Source organism: Kluyvera georgiana (assembly GCF_050990895.1).
Classification (GTDB): domain Bacteria; phylum Pseudomonadota; class Gammaproteobacteria; order Enterobacterales; family Enterobacteriaceae; genus Kluyvera; species Kluyvera georgiana.
Genome location: NZ_CP158865.1, coordinates 1,776,957 through 1,796,049, shown reverse-complemented (window position 1 = coordinate 1,796,049; position 19,093 = coordinate 1,776,957). Strand labels below are relative to the sequence as shown.

Below are 19,093 nucleotides of genomic sequence, written 5' to 3'. Positions count from 1 at the left end.
GTTTTTACCTTTCTTCAGGCAACAGTTGGCCCTGACCGGTGAGGGTCATCAATTTCAGTGTCGTGAGTTGCCGGATGGCGCTTCGCTTATCCGGCGTACGGTTTGGGTTTTGTAGGCCCGGTAAGCGCAGCGCCACCGGGCGCAATACGCGCGCTACACGCGCCCGTAACGATCCTGGAAGCGCACCACGTCGTCCTCTTCCAGATAGGCGCCAGATCGCACCTCAATCAGGTCGAGCGGGATTTTCCCAGGGTTTTCCAGACAATGCGTGACGCCGAGAGGAATGTAGATAGACTCATTTTCCCCCAGCAGCGTGATTTGGTCGTTGAGGGTCACTTTGGCGGTGCCCGCCACCACAATCCAGTGTTCCGCACGGTGGTGATGCATCTGCAGCGACAGCCCCTCACCCGGCTTCACGGTGATGCGCTTGACCTGATAGCGATCGCCGGAATCAATCGAGTCATATTTGCCCCACGGGCGATAGACTTCCCGGTGAATATGGTGTTCGTGGCGGCCATCGGCTTTAATCTTCTCGACCACCTTTTTGACGTCCTGCACCGCGTTGCGATCGGCGATAAGCACCGCGTCTTTGGTTTGCACCACCACCAGGTCCTTTACCCCGACGGTTGTCACCAGGCCAGACTCAGCATAGACATAGCTGTTTTCGGTTTTATGGCTGATCACATCGCCATGGTGCACGTTGCCTTCCGGAGTGTGGTTGCTGATCTCCCACAGCGATGACCAGGAGCCAACGTCGCTCCAGCCCGCATCCATCGGCACCACTACCGCATCCGCGGTCTGTTCCATTACCGCATAATCGATGGATTCGTCCGGGCAGCTCAGGAACGCCGCTTCATCGACGCGGATAAAGTCGAGATCCGGGTCGGTGACATCCATCGCTTTTTCGCAGGCGCGAAGAATATCCGGGCGATATTTGCCCAGCTCTTCCAGATAGCGCCCGGCGCGGAACAGGAACATGCCGCTGTTCCAGTAGTATTCACCGCTGGCGACATAGGCCTGTGCGGTATCAAGATTGGGTTTTTCAACAAACTGTGCGACGTCAAAGGCCAACGTGTCGTCAGTTCCCGGCGTGACATCACCCCGGCGAATATAGCCATAGCCGGTTTCCGGCACGTTCGGCACGATGCCGAAGGTCACCAGCTTGCCATTTTCAGCATACGGCGTGGCATGACGAACCGCCGCGCGGAAGGCCTCTTCGTCCTGAATGACGTGGTCCGCCGCCAGCACCAGCATCAGCGGGTCGCCGTCCGGTTCGCGACGTTTAGCCGCCAGCGCTGCCAGGGCGATGGCTGGCGCCGTGTTGCGCCCCGCCGGTTCCAGAATAATGTTTTCGGTCAGTTTGTTGAGCTGACGCAGCTGTTCCGCCACGATAAAGCGGTGCTGCTCATTACAGATAACCACCGGGCTGGCGCACTTCACGCCGTCCAGGCGGTTCACCGTGGCCTGCAGCATCGTCATGTCCCCTTTCAGGCACAGGAACTGTTTGGGGTACAGCACTCGGGACAGCGGCCACAGTCGGCTACCCGAGCCACCGGCCATCACGACCGGGAAAAGCGTAGTTTGACTCATCGTTTAACCCCGAATATCAGCAATAAATTGGTTGAGAACGTGTTCTTTATCGAGCGAACGTTCAGCCCAGGCGCGAGCGACCGCATTTCGCTTCGGCATCGTCAGCGCCTGCTCGATCCCTGCCACCAGCGACGGAACCGATTCAGGCGTCACGCACACCGCAATGCCCGGATTGTCCAGACACAGCTGGCCCAGCTCGGTCTGCGGTTCAGCGGTAATCACCGCATTGCCGCCCACCGCCAGAATATTGGTCAGCTTAGAAGGCAGCACCGCATCGGCGGCGCCACGCTTCTGAATCACCAGATGGCAGTCGCCAATCGCCAGCAGCGCGGGCAAATCTTCATACGACTGCAGCGGCAGGAACTTGACGTTAGCCAGCCCGCGTTCGGCGACCATTTTCTCCAGCCGCGCTTTACCGCCGCCCTGGCCGACAATGGCAAACAGCCACGGCTGTTCACGGAGCTGTTCGGCGGCAGTAATCACGCTCTCCAGCCCCTGTTTCTCGCCGATATTGCCGGAGTAGAGAATAATTTTGCGTTCATCCGGCAGGCCAAGACGCTGACGCAGCGCCGTCACCAACGTTTCCGGTACCTCGCGAAAACGCGAAACTTCCGACCAGTTAGGGAAGAAAATCACCTTCTCCGGCGCAACGCCCTTCTCGCAGGCTTTGTTCATCATCGAGCGCGAGATGGTCGAGACGTTGTCGACGTTGTGCAGCCCGCTGCGCTCAAAGGCGCTGGCAAGTTTTGCCACCTTGCCGGAGCGACCGCTGCCCGCCATGCCCAGCCCCAGCATGGCATCCACTTCATAATCCTGAATATGCAGCAGCGTCCGCGCGCCGGAAAGCTTCGCCAGCAGGCGCATCCCCGGGGTGCAAAACAGCGTCGGCACCACGCCGATAATGCGATCCGGTTTCCAGCGGCGTTGGGCCATCAGCGGGAAGAAACTGCTGAGCGCAAAGCTGCCGAGATGGATTAAACGCTTCAGCGTCGTCGGCTGCTTTGGCACGTACAGCGGGCAACGCCAGACGGTAGCGTCGCCGTTTTCCCGGCGGTAGCGCCAGCTTGAGTATTTCGCACCAACCTGCCATTCCGGGTAGTACGGCGGCGCGGTAATCACCCGCACCTCGTGGCCCTGCTGCGCCATCCACTCGACCATTTCACCGGTGTATTTGCCGATGCCGGTCAGTTCAGGCGAATAGTTGATGCCATACACCAGAATCTTCATAGGCCCGGCACCTCGGCCATTTTGTCGACCCGGAAATAGGCGCGGCTATTTTCATGAACGTTGTCCGACGCCAGCAGCGCAGGCGGCGTCAGCCAGCGGTAATCATTATGCTGAGCGTCCGGCAGCGTTAGGCTGTCGGCGTCTACCTGCAGGCGAAAGCCGAGCACGATGTAATGGGTCGAGAAATCCGTACCGGAGAAATTGTCGTCATAGAAATGCTGCCAGACGCCGTAAAAGCGGCCTGCCGTCATCGGCAGGCTCAGCCCCAGTTCGGCCTCGGTCAGGCGTGCAAACGCCTGGGCCAGCGTTTCATCTTTCTGTACCCGCCCGCCCGGCACGAACCAATATCCCTGCGCCGGACGATTGGTGCGCTTGCCCAGCAAAAACTCGCCCTGCGCGTTCTCGACGATCAGGTCGATGGAGATCAGCGGCGTCGACTGGACGACGGTGGCAAACGCTTCCTGGCTCAGAAACATACGTTACCCCCGGAAGCGGTGCTGGTTTTCCAGAAACCACTGGTAGGTGCTGGCAAGACCAGCCTCCAGCGAGATTTCGTGGTACCAGCCCAGCTGATGCAGACGAGAAACGTCGAGCAGCTTGCGCGGCGTGCCGTCGGGTTTGGTGGCGTCAAACACCACCCGCCCTTTAAAGCCCACCACTTTCGCCAGCGTCTGCGCCAGTTCACGAATGGTGCAGTCAACGCCGGTGCCGACATTGATGTGCGACAGCATAGGCTGCGTGTTTTCAAGCCAGACGCTGCGGTCGAGCTCCATCACATGGATACTGGCTGCCGCCATATCGTCCACATGCAGGAACTCACGCATCGGCGTACCGCTCCCCCACACCACCACGTCCGCGGCGTTTTGCTGTACCGCTTCATGGAAGCGGCGCAGCAGCGCCGGAATAACGTGCGAGTTGCTCGGGTGGAAGTTATCGTTCGGCCCATACAGGTTGGTCGGCATCACCGAACGGTAGTCGCGATTATGCTGGCGGTTGTAGGACTCGCACAGCTTGATACCGGCAATTTTCGCAATCGCGTACGGTTCATTCGTCGCTTCCAGCGTGCCCTGCAGCAGCTCGCTTTCGTGCATTGGCTGGTTAGCCATTTTCGGATAGATGCACGATGAACCGAGAAACAGCAGCTTATTCACGTTGTGCGTATGCGCCGCGTGAATAATGTTGCTTTCAATCATCATGTTCTCGTAGATGAAATCCGCCGGGAAGGTGTTGTTGGCGACAATGCCGCCCACCTTCGCCGCCGCCAGATACACCTGATCAATATTTTCAGCGGCGAAGAAGTCGTTCACTTCACGGCTATCCAGCAGGTTAAGCTCATCGCGGCTGCGAACCACCAGATCCACGTCGCCGCGTTGTGCAAGCTGTCGGACGATGGCCGAGCCCACCATTCCCCGGTGGCCCGCCACAAAAATACGTTGTCTGGTCATACTTAAGACTCCAGCGCGATCGCCACTTCATAGCCGTGGGATTTCAGCAGGGAATGTTTCTTCGCTGCTTCCAGGTCTTTGGCGACCATTTCAGAAACCATCTCCTGCAGGGTGGTTTCCGGTTTCCAGCCGAGTTTTTCATGCGCTTTGGTCGGGTCGCCGAGCAGGGTTTCAACTTCTGCCGGACGGAAGTAGCGCGGATCCACGGCCACCATCACATCGCCCGGTTTCACGCCCGGCGCATCGTGACCGGTTACCGAGACCACAATCCCTTTTTCTTCCACGCCTTTACCTTCGAAGCGCAGTTTGATTCCCAGCTGAGCCGCCGCCATTTCAACGAACTGACGAACCGAATACTGCACGCCGGTAGCGATAACGAAATCTTCCGGATGGTCCTGCTGCAGCATCATCCACTGCATTTTTACGTAGTCTTTGGCATGGCCCCAGTCGCGCAGAGAATCCATGTTGCCGAGGTACAGGCACTTCTCCAGGCCCTGAGCAATGTTGGCGATCGCGCGGGTAATTTTGCGGGTCACGAAGGTTTCGCCACGGCGCGGAGACTCGTGGTTGAACAGAATGCCGTTACAGGCGTACATACCGTAAGATTCACGGTAGTTCACGGTGATCCAGTAGGCATACAGTTTAGCGACCGCATACGGCGAGCGCGGATAGAACGGGGTGGTCTCTTTTTGTGGAATTTCCTGCACCAGGCCGTACAGTTCCGAAGTGGAAGCCTGATAGAAGCGCGTTTTCTTCTCCAGTCCCAGGAAGCGGATGGCTTCCAGCAGGCGCAGCGTGCCCATCGCATCGACGTCGGCGGTGTATTCCGGCGACTCAAACGACACGGCGACGTGGCTCATCGCGCCCAGGTTATACACTTCATCCGGCTGCACTTCCTGCAGAATGCGCGTCAGGTTGGAGCTGTCGGTCAAATCACCGTAGTGCAGGTGAAACTTCGGGTTGCTGCTGTGCGGATCCTGATAGATGTGATCGACACGTTCGGTGTTAAAGGAAGAAGCACGGCGTTTAATCCCGTGAACTTCATAGCCTTTTTCCAGCAGCAGTTCTGCCAGATAAGAACCGTCCTGCCCCGTTACGCCGGTAATAAGTGCGACTTTTGACATTCTATTTTCCTCAAATTGTCCCGTTTAGGGAGTCACTTTCTCTACGCGCTCACGCGTAACCACTGCGGGATTGCCACGGCAAATCATATTTGCCGGTAGCGATTTAAATACGCTGCTACGGGCACCGACGATCGTGCCCTCGCCAATCGTGACGCCGGGGGCGACAAAAACGTCCGTCGCCAACCAGCATTTTTCACCGACCACAATCGGCGCGGCGTTAATATCGAAATGTGCGCTCTGATAATCGTGGCTACCGGTGCACAAATAACATTTCTGCGATACCACCGAGTTTGCCCCCAGGGTTATTTCACCCAAGGTATATAACACCGCGTCATCACCCACCCAGGCATAATCGCCAATAGTTAATTTCCATGGATAGGTAATTTTCACCGACGGGCGAATCACTACGTTTTTTCCTATTTTTGCGCCAAACAGGCGTAATAAAAATGCGCGCCAGCGATAGAGTATTTGCGGAGACCAGGCAAATAACGTGGCCTGTACCGCCCACCAAATTTGTACTTTAATACCCCCGGCACCGCGGAAACCTTTTGGTACCGTAAAGCCAGATAAATCCTGCATTTGGTATCCTTATGCTTTGTGATATAAGGCTTTTGCTTTCCCCGTCGTGCGCAGGCGTAATAAATAAGACAATTCTGTAAGCAGGCCCGGCATACGCAATATTTCGCGCTGCACTTTTTTGGCGTCCTGGCACAACTGCAAATTATTGGTAGTGGACACGCCGCCCATTGAAAATTCCGACACCAGCCCTTTAATACGCTTGAAGGCATATCCCGACTTATACATCCGGGCCGCCAGTGCATAATCGGAAGAGACACGATACTGCACATCATAAGGATGATTTTTCAGCCCACGTAGCGGGAAGAAAATAGCCTGATGGCTTGCCGGTAGGCTGTGGTAAATATACCAACCCTGCTTGGCGCTACGGCGAATTTGGGTGCCATCACCAAAGTCCAGCATCGCATCGCCAAGGTACATGGCGTCGTCGCTTTTGCCGCGCAGCTGGCGGACGAACTGCGAAACATCCGCATGAAAGCTGTCGCCGGAATTAAGGAACAACACGAACTTGCCCTGCGCCATGCGAATGCCTTTGTTCATCGCATCGTACAGCCCTTCATCCGGTTCGCTCACGTAGCGTAACTGGTATTGCCCGTTACGTTTTTCGAGAAATTCTGCGGTGCCGTCGTTCGAGCCACCGTCCACCACAATCCACTCAAAAGAGAGGCTCGGATCGTTTGCCAGATGGGCCAGCGAACGCCAGGTTTTCATCACGCCATCGACGTTACGAAACGCTACGGTAATTACGCTTAACAACATGCTTCACCTCATCTGCTGTCAGCAATATTCAGCGCTTTACGCAGAATAAAAGGACAAACAATTAAAAATACATATTCCGGACTAAATATCGAACCGGTAAAAAATAATGATATCGGCGTGAAAAGATACAGCTGCACGGCGAAATTACGATTATTCCCAAAAGCGTTAATGAACATTTTGAAAACGTAGTACAGATATCCTGCCGTTAATATCACAGCGAACCACGAAAAATAAATCATTAACAGATACAGACCATTGTCTATGGTTTTCCCGACATCCGCACCGTTAAATATTCCGAATGATGCAACATATTCGTAAAGAGAACCAAATCGCACGACCCCATCAATACTGGTTAATGAATAACCGACCATCACCAGTGGGCCAATTATGCGGTAATACGATGACGACCCTTCCGTCCCCAAATCGCCAATACGCTCAGCAATATAGGGAAACGCAAACACCAGACCGATAAAAAATGCGCCTAATGAGATAATCGCCAACGGTAACTTTTTCTTGATCGCTTCTTTGTTCAGGTACTGGAAAGCCCACTCCAGCAGATAGAACAGGATAAATGTCATCACCCCTGAAAACGACCCAGAAAGAATTATCCCTGCCAGAATCATAGCATCAGACTTCGGGGTTTTGATACCAAACTGTTTGATGCAAAGCCAAATTGAGATTAATGCCAGAGCGAAGAATGCCGGTTCGAAATATAACGCAGTGGTACGCTTTCCGCCGAATTTTATAAAATTCAGTACATAGCTATTACTGTAAATAAGATATTTCGAAATCGTCGCAATCAGACTGCTGCCGCCGGTCAGAATAATCTGCGCCATCTCCAGCGCCGCCAGCGCCACCACAAGGGTAATCACCACGTAGAAAAAACGCAGGATCTTACGGTGGTTATGCGGCGAAATGGTTTTGAAGCGAATGCTCCAGACCATGCCGATAATGATCACGATATAGACAAACAGCATCGTCGAGGTGACGTATTTGCTTGGGTCCAGCGATTGTCCGAACAGATAGTTGAACAACGTCAACCCCACGCCCAGCCCGAGGGCAATCATCAGTTTTTTCAGATTAATGCGTTCAACAAACAACAGCAGCAGCAGCGGAAGGAACGTCACGATGGTAATGGGGAAGCTCTCCCCCAGCTGCGCCAGCTTCACGTTAACCAGCAGGTAGATTAACGGCAGCAGCAGATAGCTACAGACTCTGATAGAACGAGACATATTCCTCCAGCATCTGTTGTCCGCTGTAGGCCTTGCGGCTCCGCGCGCTAAAGTTCTCAAGAGTGGTGCCAAAAATCTGCTCGGCAATCTCCGCTTTTGGTTGCTGCACTAAGGTAAGTACCTCGACATCATCCACGGTACGACCGCCGGATTTTGCCAGCACCTCTTTTGCCGCCTCGCTATGGGTCGCGATGACCGGTACGCCAATCGACAGCGCTTCGCATAGAATCAGCGGGTAGTTATCCACTCGCGAGCTGAACAGCAGCGCGTCCAGCGGGTTCAGCTCGCTCATCAGTTGGCGTTTATCGGTCAGAAAACCGTGGTTCACCACGTTACTGCCCTCAAACGGCGAGAACTTACCGAAGGTGTGCACCTCGACCTTATCGCCCAGCGCGATAATATCGCGCACCAGCTGCTGGTTGGTTTTACCGTCATAGCGCAGGTCGTGCGCGACCACGGCGATTTTAGGCCGCGTGGAGAAGCGTTTTACCGGCGTCAGCTCGGCGAGAATCGCTTCGGTCGCCACGTCAATACCGTTATTGATAATCTGGCAGCGCCCTGCGCCGTAGAGGCTGTTAAAGGCCTCGGCAACATGCTGACTGGGCGAAATAAAGCGACAGCCCAGCGCTAACATCTGGCGAAACAGCTGGCGTTTTTCATCCACCAGCGCATGTGCGCGATCGACCTTAACCGGCGGATAGTTGCTCAGCGTCGGGCACTTCTGACAGCCGCTTTTCCAGCCTTCGCAACCGTCAAGGAAGGCACAGCGACCGGTCACGCTCCAGTGATCGTGCAGCGTCCAGATAAAAGTCGCATCGCTTTTATGCGCCTTCACCCGCTCGCAGAAGCTCACCACATCCTCCAGATTCAGCCAGTAGCTGTGCATAACGTGAAAATGCAGTACCACCGGGCCGTCAGTACGGGTGACCTGGCGATACAGGTTATTGAGGTTGCCAAACACATCGCGGTTAAACAGGCGGAACAGCGCCAGGTTTGCCATCGAGGTTAACCGTCCGGTCTGCTTTATCACCTGCGGATAACGGTCGTGACTCACGCTTTTTTTACCGCCTTTGCCATAGCCGTAGACAAATTTTGACGACAAGCCCTGACGTAGCGCGCGCTGATGCAGGTCCAGCGCCACGCCCGCCGCGCCGCCCTCGGCCAGACGAACGTTAAATTGCAGAATATTCATTTAATTACCTTCACTCGCGCTTTTTCGCCCACCACCAGCGCATGGTCCGGAACGTCGTCCAGCACCACGCTCCCCGCGCCAATCGTCACGTGATTACCGATGGTAATACCGCCGATAATCACCACATTGGCCCCCAGCTCAACGCCATTGCCAATTCTTGGACATGCCAGACTGTCCGGGCCACGGTTGCCGATAGTGATGCCATGACGAATGGTGAAATCGTCACCCGCCACCACGTTCTTGTTGATGACCACCGCGTAGCCATGATGAATGGTGAAGCGTCGGCCAATGGTCGCTGCGGCCTGGATTTCGTAGCCGAAGAAGCATTCGGTGATAATGCGGTACAGCACCAGTACCGGCGCTGCCCACAGATTGTTCAGCACGTTTTTCTTGCGCCATACCGAGCAAAAATGAGCAATACGATAAGCAATGACCATGCAGCACGGACGCAGGCTCCAGCTGTTGGCGCGTAAATCTTCCAGTAGCATCATTTACTCCGCAGTCCATCCACCCAACGTTTGCCGTTACGCACCGACAGTAGCGTCAGGAAGGTCTTCCAGGTCATACGCTTATTGCGGATCTGATAGAGCGTGAACAGCTGATACTTCTTGCTCGCGCGGTCAAACTTCTCTTTGTGTTTGCGGTAGAAGCTGAAATAACCGGAGAATTTTTTCGGCGATGAGGTGATCTGCATTTCGCCATGATTAACGTGCAGAATTTGCGTAGCGGCCTCAATTTTCCACGGCTCGCCGTAGGCCACCACCATACGCAGGAAGATGTCGTAGTCCTGCGCCGCCTTCAGTTCGGTATCAAACAGACTTTCTTTAAAACGCCACGCCCAGCTAAATACCTGGTTGCCAATGATGTTGCGCTTATAGAACAGCTGACGGGAGAACGGCGATTTCGGGTATAACGGCAGGCTGGCCGGTTGCGAGTACACTTCCCCTTCACAGACGTAGTCATTGGCATACAGAAAGGCGTGATTCACCAGCTGCTGTTTGTGTTCAAGGAACAGCGAAAGCCGGTTGGGCGTCCACTCATCATCATCATCAATGCCGGTAATAAACTGTCCTTTGGCCTGCAGGATCGCTTGATTGCGCACCGCGCAGGCGCCGGAATTAAAGTCGTTGCGCGTGTACTGTACGCGGCTATCGTTTAGCCCGATGACGAACTGCTGAAGCTGCTCATAGCTGCTGGAACAGTCGTCGACAATAATCATTTCCCAGTGAGGATAATCCTGACGCAGCACCGACTTGATGGCGCGAATCGCCAGCTGTTGTCGGTTCCAGGTCGGCATATAAATGGAGATCAACGGGTTGTCTGTTGTCATGGTATATCCCCCGAATAAGCAGTTGAGCGGTTTTCCCCTCACCCTAACCCTCTCCCAAGGGGAGAGGGGACCGTTCGGTGTTCTCCCTCGCCCCTTGGGAGAGGGCCGGGGTGAGGGGGATGTTATTATTTCGAATCCGACTGATACTCGTACTCGTAGTATCCGTAATCCTGGTACCCTGTCGCACGACGGAAGATCGAGTTGAGAATCACCCCTTTCACCGCGATGCCATTCTGCTCAAAGCGGTTCAGGCTGGTTTCCACCTCTTTCAGGGTGTTGACCGCATAGCGCGTCACCATCAGCGTTGTGCCCGCGTGGCGGCCAACGATAGCCGCATCGGTGACCGCGAGAATGGGCGGCGTATCGATCAGCACGAGGTCATAGTTCGCCGAGCCCCACTTCAACAGCTCGCTAAAACGCTCGGCCATCAATAGCTCCGACGGATTTGGCGGCACCTGCCCCCGAGGGATCAGGTCAAAATTCGCGACCGAGGTGCGTTTCGCGCTGCTTTCAAACGTCGCTTTCCCCACCAGCACCTCGGACAGACCGTTATCATTGGTGGTACCGAGCAGCTCGTGGGAGTAGCCTTTACGCATATCGCAGTCGATCATCAGTACGCGCTTATTGGTCTGGCTAATCACCGCCGCCAGGTTGGCGCAGACGAAGGTTTTACCGATAGACGGGCTGACCCCGGTCATCATTAACACGTTGTTCGGTGCTTGCATCATGGCGAAGTGCAGGCTGGTGCGCAGGCTGCGGATGGCTTCGATCGCCAGGTCGGTCGGGTTACCCACCGCCAGCAGCTGGCTCTGCTTGTAGCGCTTCACGCCGTTGACGCTTTTCACGCTATCGCGCGACTTCTGCCATTCGGAGAGCGGAATGCTGGCGTAGACGTTGATGCCGTGCTCTTCCAACACCTGCGGGCTTTCGATACCGCGGTTAAACAGCGAGCGCAGCAGTACGCCGACGATCGACAGCATCAGGCCAAGAATAATGCTGCCCAGCACGATCAACGCTTTCTTCGGCTTCACCACGCCAGGCTGAGTAATCGCCGGGTCGACAATTCGCACATCGCCGACGGTGCTCGCCCGAGTGATTTTCAGTTCCTGCTGTTTATTAAGCAGTTGCATATAAACCTGCTGCCCGGACTCGACGTCGCGGGTCAGGCGTACAATCTCCTGCTGGGTTTTCGGCATCGCCGTCACGCGTTTGCTCAGCTTCGCCTTCTCTTCTTCCAGCGCCCGGCGTTTTTCCAGCAACGTGCGATAGGCCGGGTGGATTTTGGTATACAGCTTGGAGATTTCCGCTTCGCGGAACGTCAGTTCATTCAGCTGCGCATCGATGTTCACCATCGAATCGAGCACCGATTTCGCTTCCAGCGGCAGGTCTACGGAGTCTTGCTGCTGACGGTAGGTATTCAGTTTGTTTTCTGCCACGTCCAACTGACTGCGCACCTGCGGCAGCTGTACTTCGAGGAACTCGAGGCTTTTCGCGGCTTCTTCCGATTTGCGCGCCACGTTCTGCGCCACGTAGTTGTTGGCAATACTGTTGAGGATGTCGCGAATCTGATCTTTATCTTCACCCACCATCGTGAGGGTCAGCACGCCGGACTCTTTACCATCCTCGGTGACGCTCAGGCTGTTTTGCAGGTTATTGATCATCCCCAGCGTTGAATATTTGGTGACGGTAAAACTCGCGCCATCGTGGGCGGCGATCCCGGTGACCAGCAGCGAAACGCCGCCTTTATTCAGCGTCTCACCCACCTTCCCTTCCGCGCTAAAACCATCGTCGTTGCTCAATCGATAGCGCGTTGGGTTGATAACATCAAGCGTAAAGGTGCTCTCAGCCATCGACGCCGGTCGGTTAAAGGCGCTGACCTTCACCGTCTCATTCTGGCGGCCCATCAGCCGTTCCCAGCCAGCCCCCAGAATCGGGAACGTGTTTTTGCTTACGGCAATATCCAGCCCCAGATCCTCAACGGTTTTGCCAAGCACCATGCGCGAGGTGATCATCTGGATTTCCGCTTCGGACGCCGGCGGCTTGCTGGTAAGCGCATTACTGATATCCTGCACCAGCGCGCTGCCCTGATTTTGCTCAATGCGCACCAGCGCATCGGCGCTGTAAATCGGCGTGGCGAAAAGCGCATAGACAATCGCCAGGGCGGCAAACAGGCCGGTAATGCCGATGACCCACCATTTGGCTTCCACCACGGTGCCCACCAGACGACCAATGTCGATCTCATCATTGCCCGAGACCGATGGGCTTATCTGTTTTACTTTATCTGTCATGGTTATCCCTGCTGTGCTTTCAGTGCCTGCGCCCACTGGCTGGCAGACCTGTCGAGTAACTGGTACACCGCTTCAAACGTCTCCCGGCTTTTGCGATACGGATCGGGAATCTCGCGTTCGTTATCCCAATGACCAAAAAGCATGACTTTGCCGCGCATCTCCGGCGCCATTTCATGCAGGGTGGCGATGTGACGTTTTTCCATCGCCAGAATCAGATCGTACTCACGGCACATACGGCCAGAAATTTGCCGCGCGCAGTGCCCGTCGAGCGAAATGGCGTGCTCGGCGGCAACGCTCGCGGCGCGTTCATCCGCCGCTTTCCCGACTAATGCCCCCAGCCCCGCCGATTCGACGGTTAGTGACGGCAGATGACTGCGTAGCAGCCGCTCAGCCGTGGGGGAACGGCAGATGTTCCCCACGCAAACCACAAGAATTTTGTTAAACATGACGGTTACCAGGTATGAATATCTTTCGCCGAATCGGTCATGTAGCGAACGCCACTGATGGTCGGCAACAGTTGGTTGATCAGACGGTTCCAGCGAGCAACCGGTGCGGTGGTGACGTAAACCACGTCATACGGCTGGAGAATAAAGTTGGTTGCCATAACCAGCGAGGTCGCATCGGACATATCCAGCTGATAAATGTTGGCCATCTTGCCGTTATTGCCCGCTTTGGTTGGACGAATCACGAAGATACCGCTGGCATCGGAGGTCGTCAGGTCGATGCCTTCCGCCTGGCCGAGCGCTTCGGTCAGCGTCATACCGCTGAAGTCCATTTTGAGCGTGCTCTGTTTTTTCACTTCACCCATCACGAAGACCTTGAGATCGTCGTTGCGCGGCACGAAGAGGATATCGCCCGGGTAGAGCAAACGGTTCTGGCTCAGATCGCCGTTCTGCATCAACGCCTGCACAGAAATGCGCTGCTCTTTACCGTCGTGGGTCAGCACCACGTTGCGCCAGTCGGCCAGTTCGCTCAGGCCACCCGCCGCGTTGATCGCGTCCAGCACGGTCAGCGGCACGTTGGTGATGGCCTGCTGGCCGGATTTGTTCACCTGCCCGGAGACATACACTTTTTGCGAACGGAAGGCCGCAACGTTCACGTCAACCTGCGGGTCGGTGATGTAGGCGGCGAGACGCTGGGTAATGGTCTGGCGAATTTCCGCTAGCGTGCGTCCTTTCACCTGCACTTTGCCAATATAGGGATAGAAGATGGTGCCGTCCGGCTGGACCCAGTTACCGGTATCGCTGGAGCTACGGTACTGCCCCGCCGGGGTGGTCAATTCCGGGTGATCCCACACCGTGACGTTCAGCACGTCGCCTGAACCGACGCGATACTGGTAATTGCTTAACTCCTGATCCAGCGACATGTTCGGTTGCGCGACGTTGGGACGTGGGCGTAATTGTTCAATCAGTCGCGGGGTCAGCGGATAAACATTCACCATCCGGCCAATGTCATAATCAGCATCCTGCTGCTTAATCACATCTTTTCCGTAGGTAGACATATTGCTGCCTGGAAGTATGGTGCAACCACTCATCAAGCTTACCGACACCAATAATGGCATCAATTTTAGTTTGGATTTCATCATTGATTATTTATCACTTTGGCAGAAAATTATCCTGTGCGAATTATATTAATCCGTACAATTTGATTACCTGTAAACTCACCATGCATTTATTTGCCGATGAATATAACTGGCATATATCCTAAAAAAGTTGGGATTCATCCGCAGGCTATTGACAGAATAATTCAGGCTTTACGTCACGCCTTCAGGCATGCTACCGCCCTTGGCTTTCAGCTACCAATTCACCTAAAAATCATGTTGTTATAGGAAATCCAGCTATTCATCAAAAGAATAGGGAATATTCCTGGATATATAATTACAGGGATAACATCCCCTGCATGACTATTTTATGACGCACATAAATGGCTATTCCATTCAGTACCGGGAGAATTGTTGCAGTTAAGCGAATAGCAGGCAAGGTAACTGCCGCTTAAAAAATAATTTTAAGAATAATATTAAGATTAATTAATCCAGTGTTTTTAGGATTTTCTTTATATTGACAGATCGCAGTATTAGTTTCTCACCATCAAATATTTCATGGAAATATTATCCCCTATTTTCACAATATCCTTAGTTTTTGTCATGATAAATCACCGGCAGACGTTGCATTTTGCCGCGGCTTTATTCATGATCAATTTGTCTTGTAACATAAGGTTTTAACCAACGTATGGAATGGATTGCCGATCCCTCTATTTGGGCGGGACTCGTGACGCTGGTCGTCATTGAGCTGGTTCTCGGAATTGATAATCTGGTGTTTATCGCCATCCTGGCGGAAAAGCTGCCGCCAGCCCAGCGCGACCGCGCGCGCGTCACTGGGCTCATTCTGGCCATGCTGATGCGCCTTCTGCTGCTGGCCTCTATTTCGTGGCTGGTCACGCTCACTAAGCCTTTATTCAGCATCCGTGATTTCACCTTTAGCGCCCGCGACCTCATTATGCTGGTCGGCGGCTTCTTCCTGCTTTTTAAAGCCACGGTGGAGCTCAACGAGCGGCTGGAGGGGAAAGACAGCGATAATCCAACCCAGCGACGCGGCGCGCGCTTCTGGGGCGTGGTGGCGCAGATTGTGGTGCTGGATGCGGTCTTCTCGCTCGACTCGGTGATCACTGCCGTCGGCATGGTCGACCATCTGGCGGTAATGATGGCGGCAGTGATTATTGCCATCAGCCTGATGCTGCTGGCCAGTAAAGCACTGACGCGCTTTGTTAACAGTCACCCGACTATCGTTATTCTGTGTCTGAGCTTCCTGCTGATGATTGGCTTTAGCCTGGTCGCAGAAGGCTTTGGTCTTGTCATTCCTAAAGGCTATCTGTACGCGGCTATCGGCTTCTCGGTGATGATTGAGTTCTTAAACCAGCTGGCTATCTTCAACCGACGTCGCTTCCTCACGGCCAATCAGTCGCTGCGTAGCCGCACGACCGAAGCGGTCATGCGTCTGCTCAGCGGCAAAAAAGAAGATGCCGAACTCGACGTCGGCACCGCCTCGCTGCTGGTGGACCAGGACGATCAGCAAATCTTCGACCCGCAGGAGCGGCGGATGATTGAGCGTGTGCTCAACCTTAACCAGCGTACCGTCAGCAGCATCATGACCTCACGTCACGATATTGAGCACATCGACCTTAGCGCGCCGGAGAGCGAAGTTCGCGCGCTGCTGGAGAAAAACCAGCATACCCGTCTGGTGGTGACCGGTGGTGATGAAGAAGAAGACCTGCTCGGCGTGGTGCACGTTATCGACCTGTTGCAGCAGTCGCTGCGTGGTGAGCCGCTGGATCTGCGCGTGTTGGTCCGCCAGCCGCTGGTCTTCCCGGAAGCGCTGCCGCTGCTCTCGGCGCTGGAACAGTTCCGCAACGCACGTACCCACTTTGCCTTCGTGGTGGATGAGTTTGGCTCGGTCGAGGGGATTGTGACGTTAAGCGACGTAACCGAGACCATTGCCGGGAACCTGCCAAACGAGGCTGAAGAGATTGATGCGCGCCATGATATCCAGAAAAATGCCGACGGTAGCTGGACGGCAAACGGCCACATGCCGCTGGAAGACCTGGTGCAGTACATCCCGCTGCCGCTGGATGAAAAGCGTGAGTATCACACTATTGCCGGGCTACTGATGGAGCACCTGCAGCGTATTCCTACAGCCGGAGAAGAGGTGCAGATTGGCCCGTGGAAACTGAAAACCTTGCAGGTTGAGAGCCACAGGGTGCAGAAAGTGCAGATTATCCCGCCACCGCAGGAAGAATGGGATTACGAAGTGTAGCGCTTTCCCGGCGGCGCAATGCCGCCGGGCTTATCTCAAGGCTACTGTTTATTGAGCAGTTGCTTGACGTCTTTACCGGACTGCGTGTTCTTATTGCGCTCCGCCCAGTCATTTAACCGGCGCTTCGCTTCGTTCTGTAGCTGACGACGTAGGATCTGGTCTACCTGCAAACTGTAGTTCAGCGCTTCCCATTTGCCGTAAACGCGCAGCGGGATAGACGTGGATTTCAGCATATCCACCAGCTTGCCCTGCCCCTGCCAGCCGTCAGTGACCTGAATACCAAACTGCAGATCGCCTTCCTCTTTCATCAGATTGAGGGTGCCTTTACCGGTCATCTGCATCAGTGAGGATTTCCCGCTCATATTATTGAGCGTAAGAATGCCGCTATCGAGGTCAATATCGGTCGTCAGCTCATCCAGCCGCGTGGCGCTGTCATAGTTTTCCTGCGCACGGATGTCAGTGCTGCGCTCAACCGCCTGCTGCACCAACTGCTGGAAGTTCAACCCTTCGGTACGAGTCTCTTTCAGCTCAAGATTCGCCTGCCCCTGCCAGTCGCGGCGGAAGTGGTTAGCATCAATGACCGAACCGGAGAAATCACCGGCCAGCGACAGTTTGCCCACCATGTTGATCGGGTAGTTGAAGGCTTTCAACAGGTTGCCAATCTCGATGTTATCGAGCTTTGGCTGAAATTTGGCTAACGGCGTCCCGCTGCGCGCATCCAGCGTGCCCGGCAGCGACAGCTGTCCCCCCGCCAGCGAACCTTCCAGCTGAGAGATACGCAGCAGCCCGCGTTGGTTAGTGGCCTGCAGGGTAACATGGGTAAACGGCAACCCGCGCCAGACGACCTGGTTGGCGGTCATTGACAGCGATCCGTCGAAGCTCGTCAGACCGCTATAAGGCGGTAAATTGACGCCGTTGGCTATCACTGGACGTGGTTTACTCGGCGCCGACTGCGCCTGCTGCGCGCCGCCGTTGACGAGGATATCCGAACGCACCAGCAGGTTATCGAGGTTAAGCTTGTCAGACTGGAGGTCCAGCGACCACACCGGCTTATCGCCCAGCACCACGCTGCCTTTACCGGTCAGCGTGCTGTCATTGGCCACCAGGTTGAGCGCATTAAAGCTGAGCGTCTTCTCCCCTTCCTGCCAGCTGGCATTCACACTGCCGTTGCCGCTGACACCCTGGGCCGGGAGATCGGCCCCCTGAAGCTGCCAGCTGATTTGCGACAGCTGCGCGTCAAGACTCTGCGGATAATTACCCGCCTGCACGGCGGCGGAGAAACGAAGGGATAGGTCGCGCTGATCGCGGTTCATGCGGCCTGAAAAATCGACGGTCGCCTGATGCCCGGCATCCTGCTCCATCTGCAGATGAATATCGCGGACCGTCATCTGCTCGTCGTTTTCATGCTGGAATACCAGCACGCTGTCAATGAGCTGCAGCCCGGCAATGTCGAATGACCAGCCGCGATCGCCCGGCTCCTGAGGCAGCGAGGTTCCTTTTGGCGCCACGGGCGCACGCTGGTCGCGGATGGCTTCGGTCTCTGGCGTCAGCTGCACCACCGCGCCTTTAAGCATCACCTGCTTAACCTGCAGTTGGTGGGACAGCAGCGGCAACAGCGCCACGTCGAGACGCATATTGTCCGCCCGCACCAGCGGCGCGCTGGCGCCGGGGGCGGTTAAGGCCATGCGTCCGGACAAAATGCTCAACCGCGGCCAGACGTGCCAGCGCAGGGAGCCTTCCAGCTGCAGCTGATACCCGCTGTGCTCAGCCACCTGCTTGACCATATAGCTACGGAAATCGTTAGGATTGACCAGCAGTACCAACGATGACAGGCCGGCCACCAGTACCACCAGCAGAATCATCAGTGTCGTCAATATTCTTCTCATGGCACCCTCATCCGCTTTGCGATGGGTCAGTCTTTATCAATACGACTGGCAACCGCGCCCTGCTGATCGCGATATTTGGCATCTTCACGACGGTTGTATGGGCGCGCCGCCGGACCCGACAGCGGTTCAAAGCTCAGTGCGCCAATCAGCATCCCCGGACGTAGCGCCAGCGGCAGCTTACCGGAGTTGTAGAATTCCAGCACGATGCAACCCGACCAGCCCGGATCGATACGGTGCGCGGTGACGTGCACCATCAGCCCCAGACGCGCCAGCGAGGAACGACCGTCCAGCCAGCCGACCAGATCCGCAGGCAGCGTAACCGACTCCAGCGTCACCGCCAGCGCCAGTTCGCCCGGGTGCAGATAGAAGGCGTCGCCTTCTGCGAGCACAATCTCTTCACTCATCACGCGATCCAGCGCCGCGCTGACTTCCGCCTTCGGCCCGCTTAAATCAATATAGGCGGCGGTATGGCCGCTGAAGGTGCGAAACTTGTTGCCTAAACGCACGTCAACGGTGGCACCATTGATACGCTCAATCGGCGGACGCGGGTTAATCGACAGTCGGCCTTCATCCAGCCAGGCTTCTATATCACGGTCACACAGACGCATATCACTCTCCTTTTGTACGACGGCCCT

General features: G+C 55.3%; 17 protein-coding genes. 1 reads left to right on the top strand and 16 read right to left on the bottom strand.

Annotated features, from left to right (window positions below):
- Positions 1 to 153 precede the first annotated feature (153 nt).
- From cpsB to ABTW00_RS08415, 14 genes are all read right to left on the bottom strand, one after another.
- Positions 154 to 1,590, bottom strand: a complete 1,437-nt coding sequence (cpsB, locus tag ABTW00_RS08480) for a mannose-1-phosphate guanyltransferase (protein WP_065357443.1) — start codon at positions 1,588 to 1,590, stop codon at positions 154 to 156.
- A 3-nt stretch (positions 1,591 to 1,593) separates the two neighbouring features.
- Entirely contained in the window at positions 1,594 to 2,817 is a 1,224-nt protein-coding gene (gene wcaI / locus ABTW00_RS08475) for a colanic acid biosynthesis fucosyltransferase WcaI (RefSeq protein WP_433640160.1), read from the bottom strand.
- Entirely contained in the window at positions 2,814 to 3,293 is a 480-nt protein-coding gene (locus ABTW00_RS08470; RefSeq protein ID WP_065357441.1) for a GDP-mannose mannosyl hydrolase, read from the bottom strand. Before ABTW00_RS08470 ends, wcaI begins: the two co-directional genes overlap by 4 nt.
- 3 nt (positions 3,294 to 3,296) lie before the next feature.
- Positions 3,297 to 4,262, bottom strand: coding sequence for a GDP-L-fucose synthase (fcl, locus tag ABTW00_RS08465; protein ID WP_064544326.1), 966 nt, complete (start codon positions 4,260 to 4,262; stop codon positions 3,297 to 3,299).
- 2 nt (positions 4,263 to 4,264) lie between these two features.
- Positions 4,265 to 5,386 carry a GDP-mannose 4,6-dehydratase gene (gmd, locus tag ABTW00_RS08460; protein WP_032281169.1) on the bottom strand — a complete coding sequence of 374 codons (1,122 nt, stop codon included), beginning with the start codon at positions 5,384 to 5,386 and terminating at the stop codon, positions 4,265 to 4,267.
- 24 nt (positions 5,387 to 5,410) lie between these two features.
- Positions 5,411 to 5,965, bottom strand: coding sequence for a colanic acid biosynthesis acetyltransferase WcaF (wcaF, locus tag ABTW00_RS08455; RefSeq protein ID WP_065357440.1), 555 nt, complete (start codon positions 5,963 to 5,965; stop codon positions 5,411 to 5,413).
- Between the two features lie 9 nt (positions 5,966 to 5,974).
- On the bottom strand, positions 5,975 to 6,721 hold the full coding sequence (gene wcaE, locus ABTW00_RS08450; protein WP_064544320.1) for a colanic acid biosynthesis glycosyltransferase WcaE: 747 nt from the start codon (positions 6,719 to 6,721) through the stop codon (positions 5,975 to 5,977).
- Between the two features lie 8 nt (positions 6,722 to 6,729).
- Positions 6,730 to 7,953, bottom strand: a complete 1,224-nt coding sequence (gene wcaD / locus ABTW00_RS08445; RefSeq protein ID WP_433640156.1) for a colanic acid polymerase WcaD — start codon at positions 7,951 to 7,953, stop codon at positions 6,730 to 6,732.
- Positions 7,928 to 9,145, bottom strand: a complete 1,218-nt coding sequence (gene wcaC, locus ABTW00_RS08440) for a colanic acid biosynthesis glycosyltransferase WcaC (protein ID WP_433640154.1) — start codon at positions 9,143 to 9,145, stop codon at positions 7,928 to 7,930. Before wcaC ends, wcaD begins: the two co-directional genes overlap by 26 nt.
- Positions 9,142 to 9,633, bottom strand: coding sequence for a colanic acid biosynthesis acetyltransferase WcaB (gene wcaB / locus ABTW00_RS08435; RefSeq protein WP_433640968.1), 492 nt, complete (start codon positions 9,631 to 9,633; stop codon positions 9,142 to 9,144). The genes wcaC and wcaB overlap by 4 nt, the downstream gene beginning before the upstream one ends.
- Positions 9,633 to 10,475, bottom strand: coding sequence for a colanic acid biosynthesis glycosyltransferase WcaA (gene wcaA / locus ABTW00_RS08430; protein WP_065357437.1), 843 nt, complete (start codon positions 10,473 to 10,475; stop codon positions 9,633 to 9,635). Before wcaA ends, wcaB begins: the two co-directional genes overlap by 1 nt.
- Before the next feature lie 125 nt (positions 10,476 to 10,600).
- Positions 10,601 to 12,763 (bottom strand): tyrosine-protein kinase Wzc, encoded by a 2,163-nt coding sequence (gene wzc, locus ABTW00_RS08425; protein ID WP_064544307.1) that lies wholly within the window; start codon positions 12,761 to 12,763, stop codon positions 10,601 to 10,603.
- A gap of 2 nt (positions 12,764 to 12,765) precedes the next feature.
- Entirely contained in the window at positions 12,766 to 13,209 is a 444-nt protein-coding gene (gene wzb, locus ABTW00_RS08420; RefSeq protein ID WP_433640151.1) for a low molecular weight protein-tyrosine-phosphatase Wzb, read from the bottom strand.
- A gap of 5 nt (positions 13,210 to 13,214) precedes the next feature.
- Positions 13,215 to 14,348 carry a polysaccharide export protein gene (locus ABTW00_RS08415; RefSeq protein WP_064544301.1) on the bottom strand — a complete coding sequence of 378 codons (1,134 nt, stop codon included), beginning with the start codon at positions 14,346 to 14,348 and terminating at the stop codon, positions 13,215 to 13,217.
- 643 nt (positions 14,349 to 14,991) lie between these two features.
- On the opposite strand from ABTW00_RS08415, the gene ABTW00_RS08410 reads away from it, so the two are divergent.
- Entirely contained in the window at positions 14,992 to 16,572 is a 1,581-nt protein-coding gene (locus ABTW00_RS08410; RefSeq protein WP_433640149.1) for a TerC family protein, read from the top strand.
- Between the two features lie 41 nt (positions 16,573 to 16,613).
- Here ABTW00_RS08410 and asmA read toward each other — a convergent pair whose 3' ends face one another.
- Together asmA and dcd are read right to left on the bottom strand one after the other, a co-directional pair.
- Positions 16,614 to 18,458, bottom strand: coding sequence for an outer membrane assembly protein AsmA (gene asmA, locus ABTW00_RS08405; protein ID WP_433640147.1), 1,845 nt, complete (start codon positions 18,456 to 18,458; stop codon positions 16,614 to 16,616).
- Between the two features lie 26 nt (positions 18,459 to 18,484).
- Positions 18,485 to 19,066 carry a dCTP deaminase gene (gene dcd / locus ABTW00_RS08400; protein WP_032281180.1) on the bottom strand — a complete coding sequence of 194 codons (582 nt, stop codon included), beginning with the start codon at positions 19,064 to 19,066 and terminating at the stop codon, positions 18,485 to 18,487.
- Positions 19,067 to 19,093: the final 27 nt, after the last annotated feature.

Bases quoted from the DNA above. Each gene is read 5' to 3' on its own strand.
- cpsB (WP_065357443.1), bottom strand. From the start codon at position 1,590: ATGAGTCAAACTACGCTTTTCCCGGTCGTGATGGCCGGTGGCTCGGGT.
- wcaI (WP_433640160.1), bottom strand. From the start codon at position 2,817: ATGAAGATTCTGGTGTATGGCATCAACTATTCGCCTGAACTGACCGGC.
- ABTW00_RS08470 (WP_065357441.1), bottom strand. From the start codon at position 3,293: ATGTTTCTGAGCCAGGAAGCGTTTGCCACCGTCGTCCAGTCGACGCCG.
- fcl (WP_064544326.1), bottom strand. From the start codon at position 4,262: ATGACCAGACAACGTATTTTTGTGGCGGGCCACCGGGGAATGGTGGGC.
- gmd (WP_032281169.1), bottom strand. From the start codon at position 5,386: ATGTCAAAAGTCGCACTTATTACCGGCGTAACGGGGCAGGACGGTTCT.
- wcaF (WP_065357440.1), bottom strand. From the start codon at position 5,965: ATGCAGGATTTATCTGGCTTTACGGTACCAAAAGGTTTCCGCGGTGCC.
- wcaE (WP_064544320.1), bottom strand. From the start codon at position 6,721: ATGTTGTTAAGCGTAATTACCGTAGCGTTTCGTAACGTCGATGGCGTG.
- wcaD (WP_433640156.1), bottom strand. From the start codon at position 7,953: ATGTCTCGTTCTATCAGAGTCTGTAGCTATCTGCTGCTGCCGTTAATC.
- wcaC (WP_433640154.1), bottom strand. From the start codon at position 9,145: ATGAATATTCTGCAATTTAACGTTCGTCTGGCCGAGGGCGGCGCGGCG.
- wcaB (WP_433640968.1), bottom strand. From the start codon at position 9,633: ATGCTACTGGAAGATTTACGCGCCAACAGCTGGAGCCTGCGTCCGTGC.
- wcaA (WP_065357437.1), bottom strand. From the start codon at position 10,475: ATGACAACAGACAACCCGTTGATCTCCATTTATATGCCGACCTGGAAC.
- wzc (WP_064544307.1), bottom strand. From the start codon at position 12,763: ATGACAGATAAAGTAAAACAGATAAGCCCATCGGTCTCGGGCAATGAT.
- wzb (WP_433640151.1), bottom strand. From the start codon at position 13,209: ATGTTTAACAAAATTCTTGTGGTTTGCGTGGGGAACATCTGCCGTTCC.
- ABTW00_RS08415 (WP_064544301.1), bottom strand. From the start codon at position 14,348: ATGATGAAATCCAAACTAAAATTGATGCCATTATTGGTGTCGGTAAGC.
- ABTW00_RS08410 (WP_433640149.1), top strand. From the start codon at position 14,992: ATGGAATGGATTGCCGATCCCTCTATTTGGGCGGGACTCGTGACGCTG.
- asmA (WP_433640147.1), bottom strand. From the start codon at position 18,458: ATGAGAAGAATATTGACGACACTGATGATTCTGCTGGTGGTACTGGTG.
- dcd (WP_032281180.1), bottom strand. From the start codon at position 19,066: ATGCGTCTGTGTGACCGTGATATAGAAGCCTGGCTGGATGAAGGCCGA.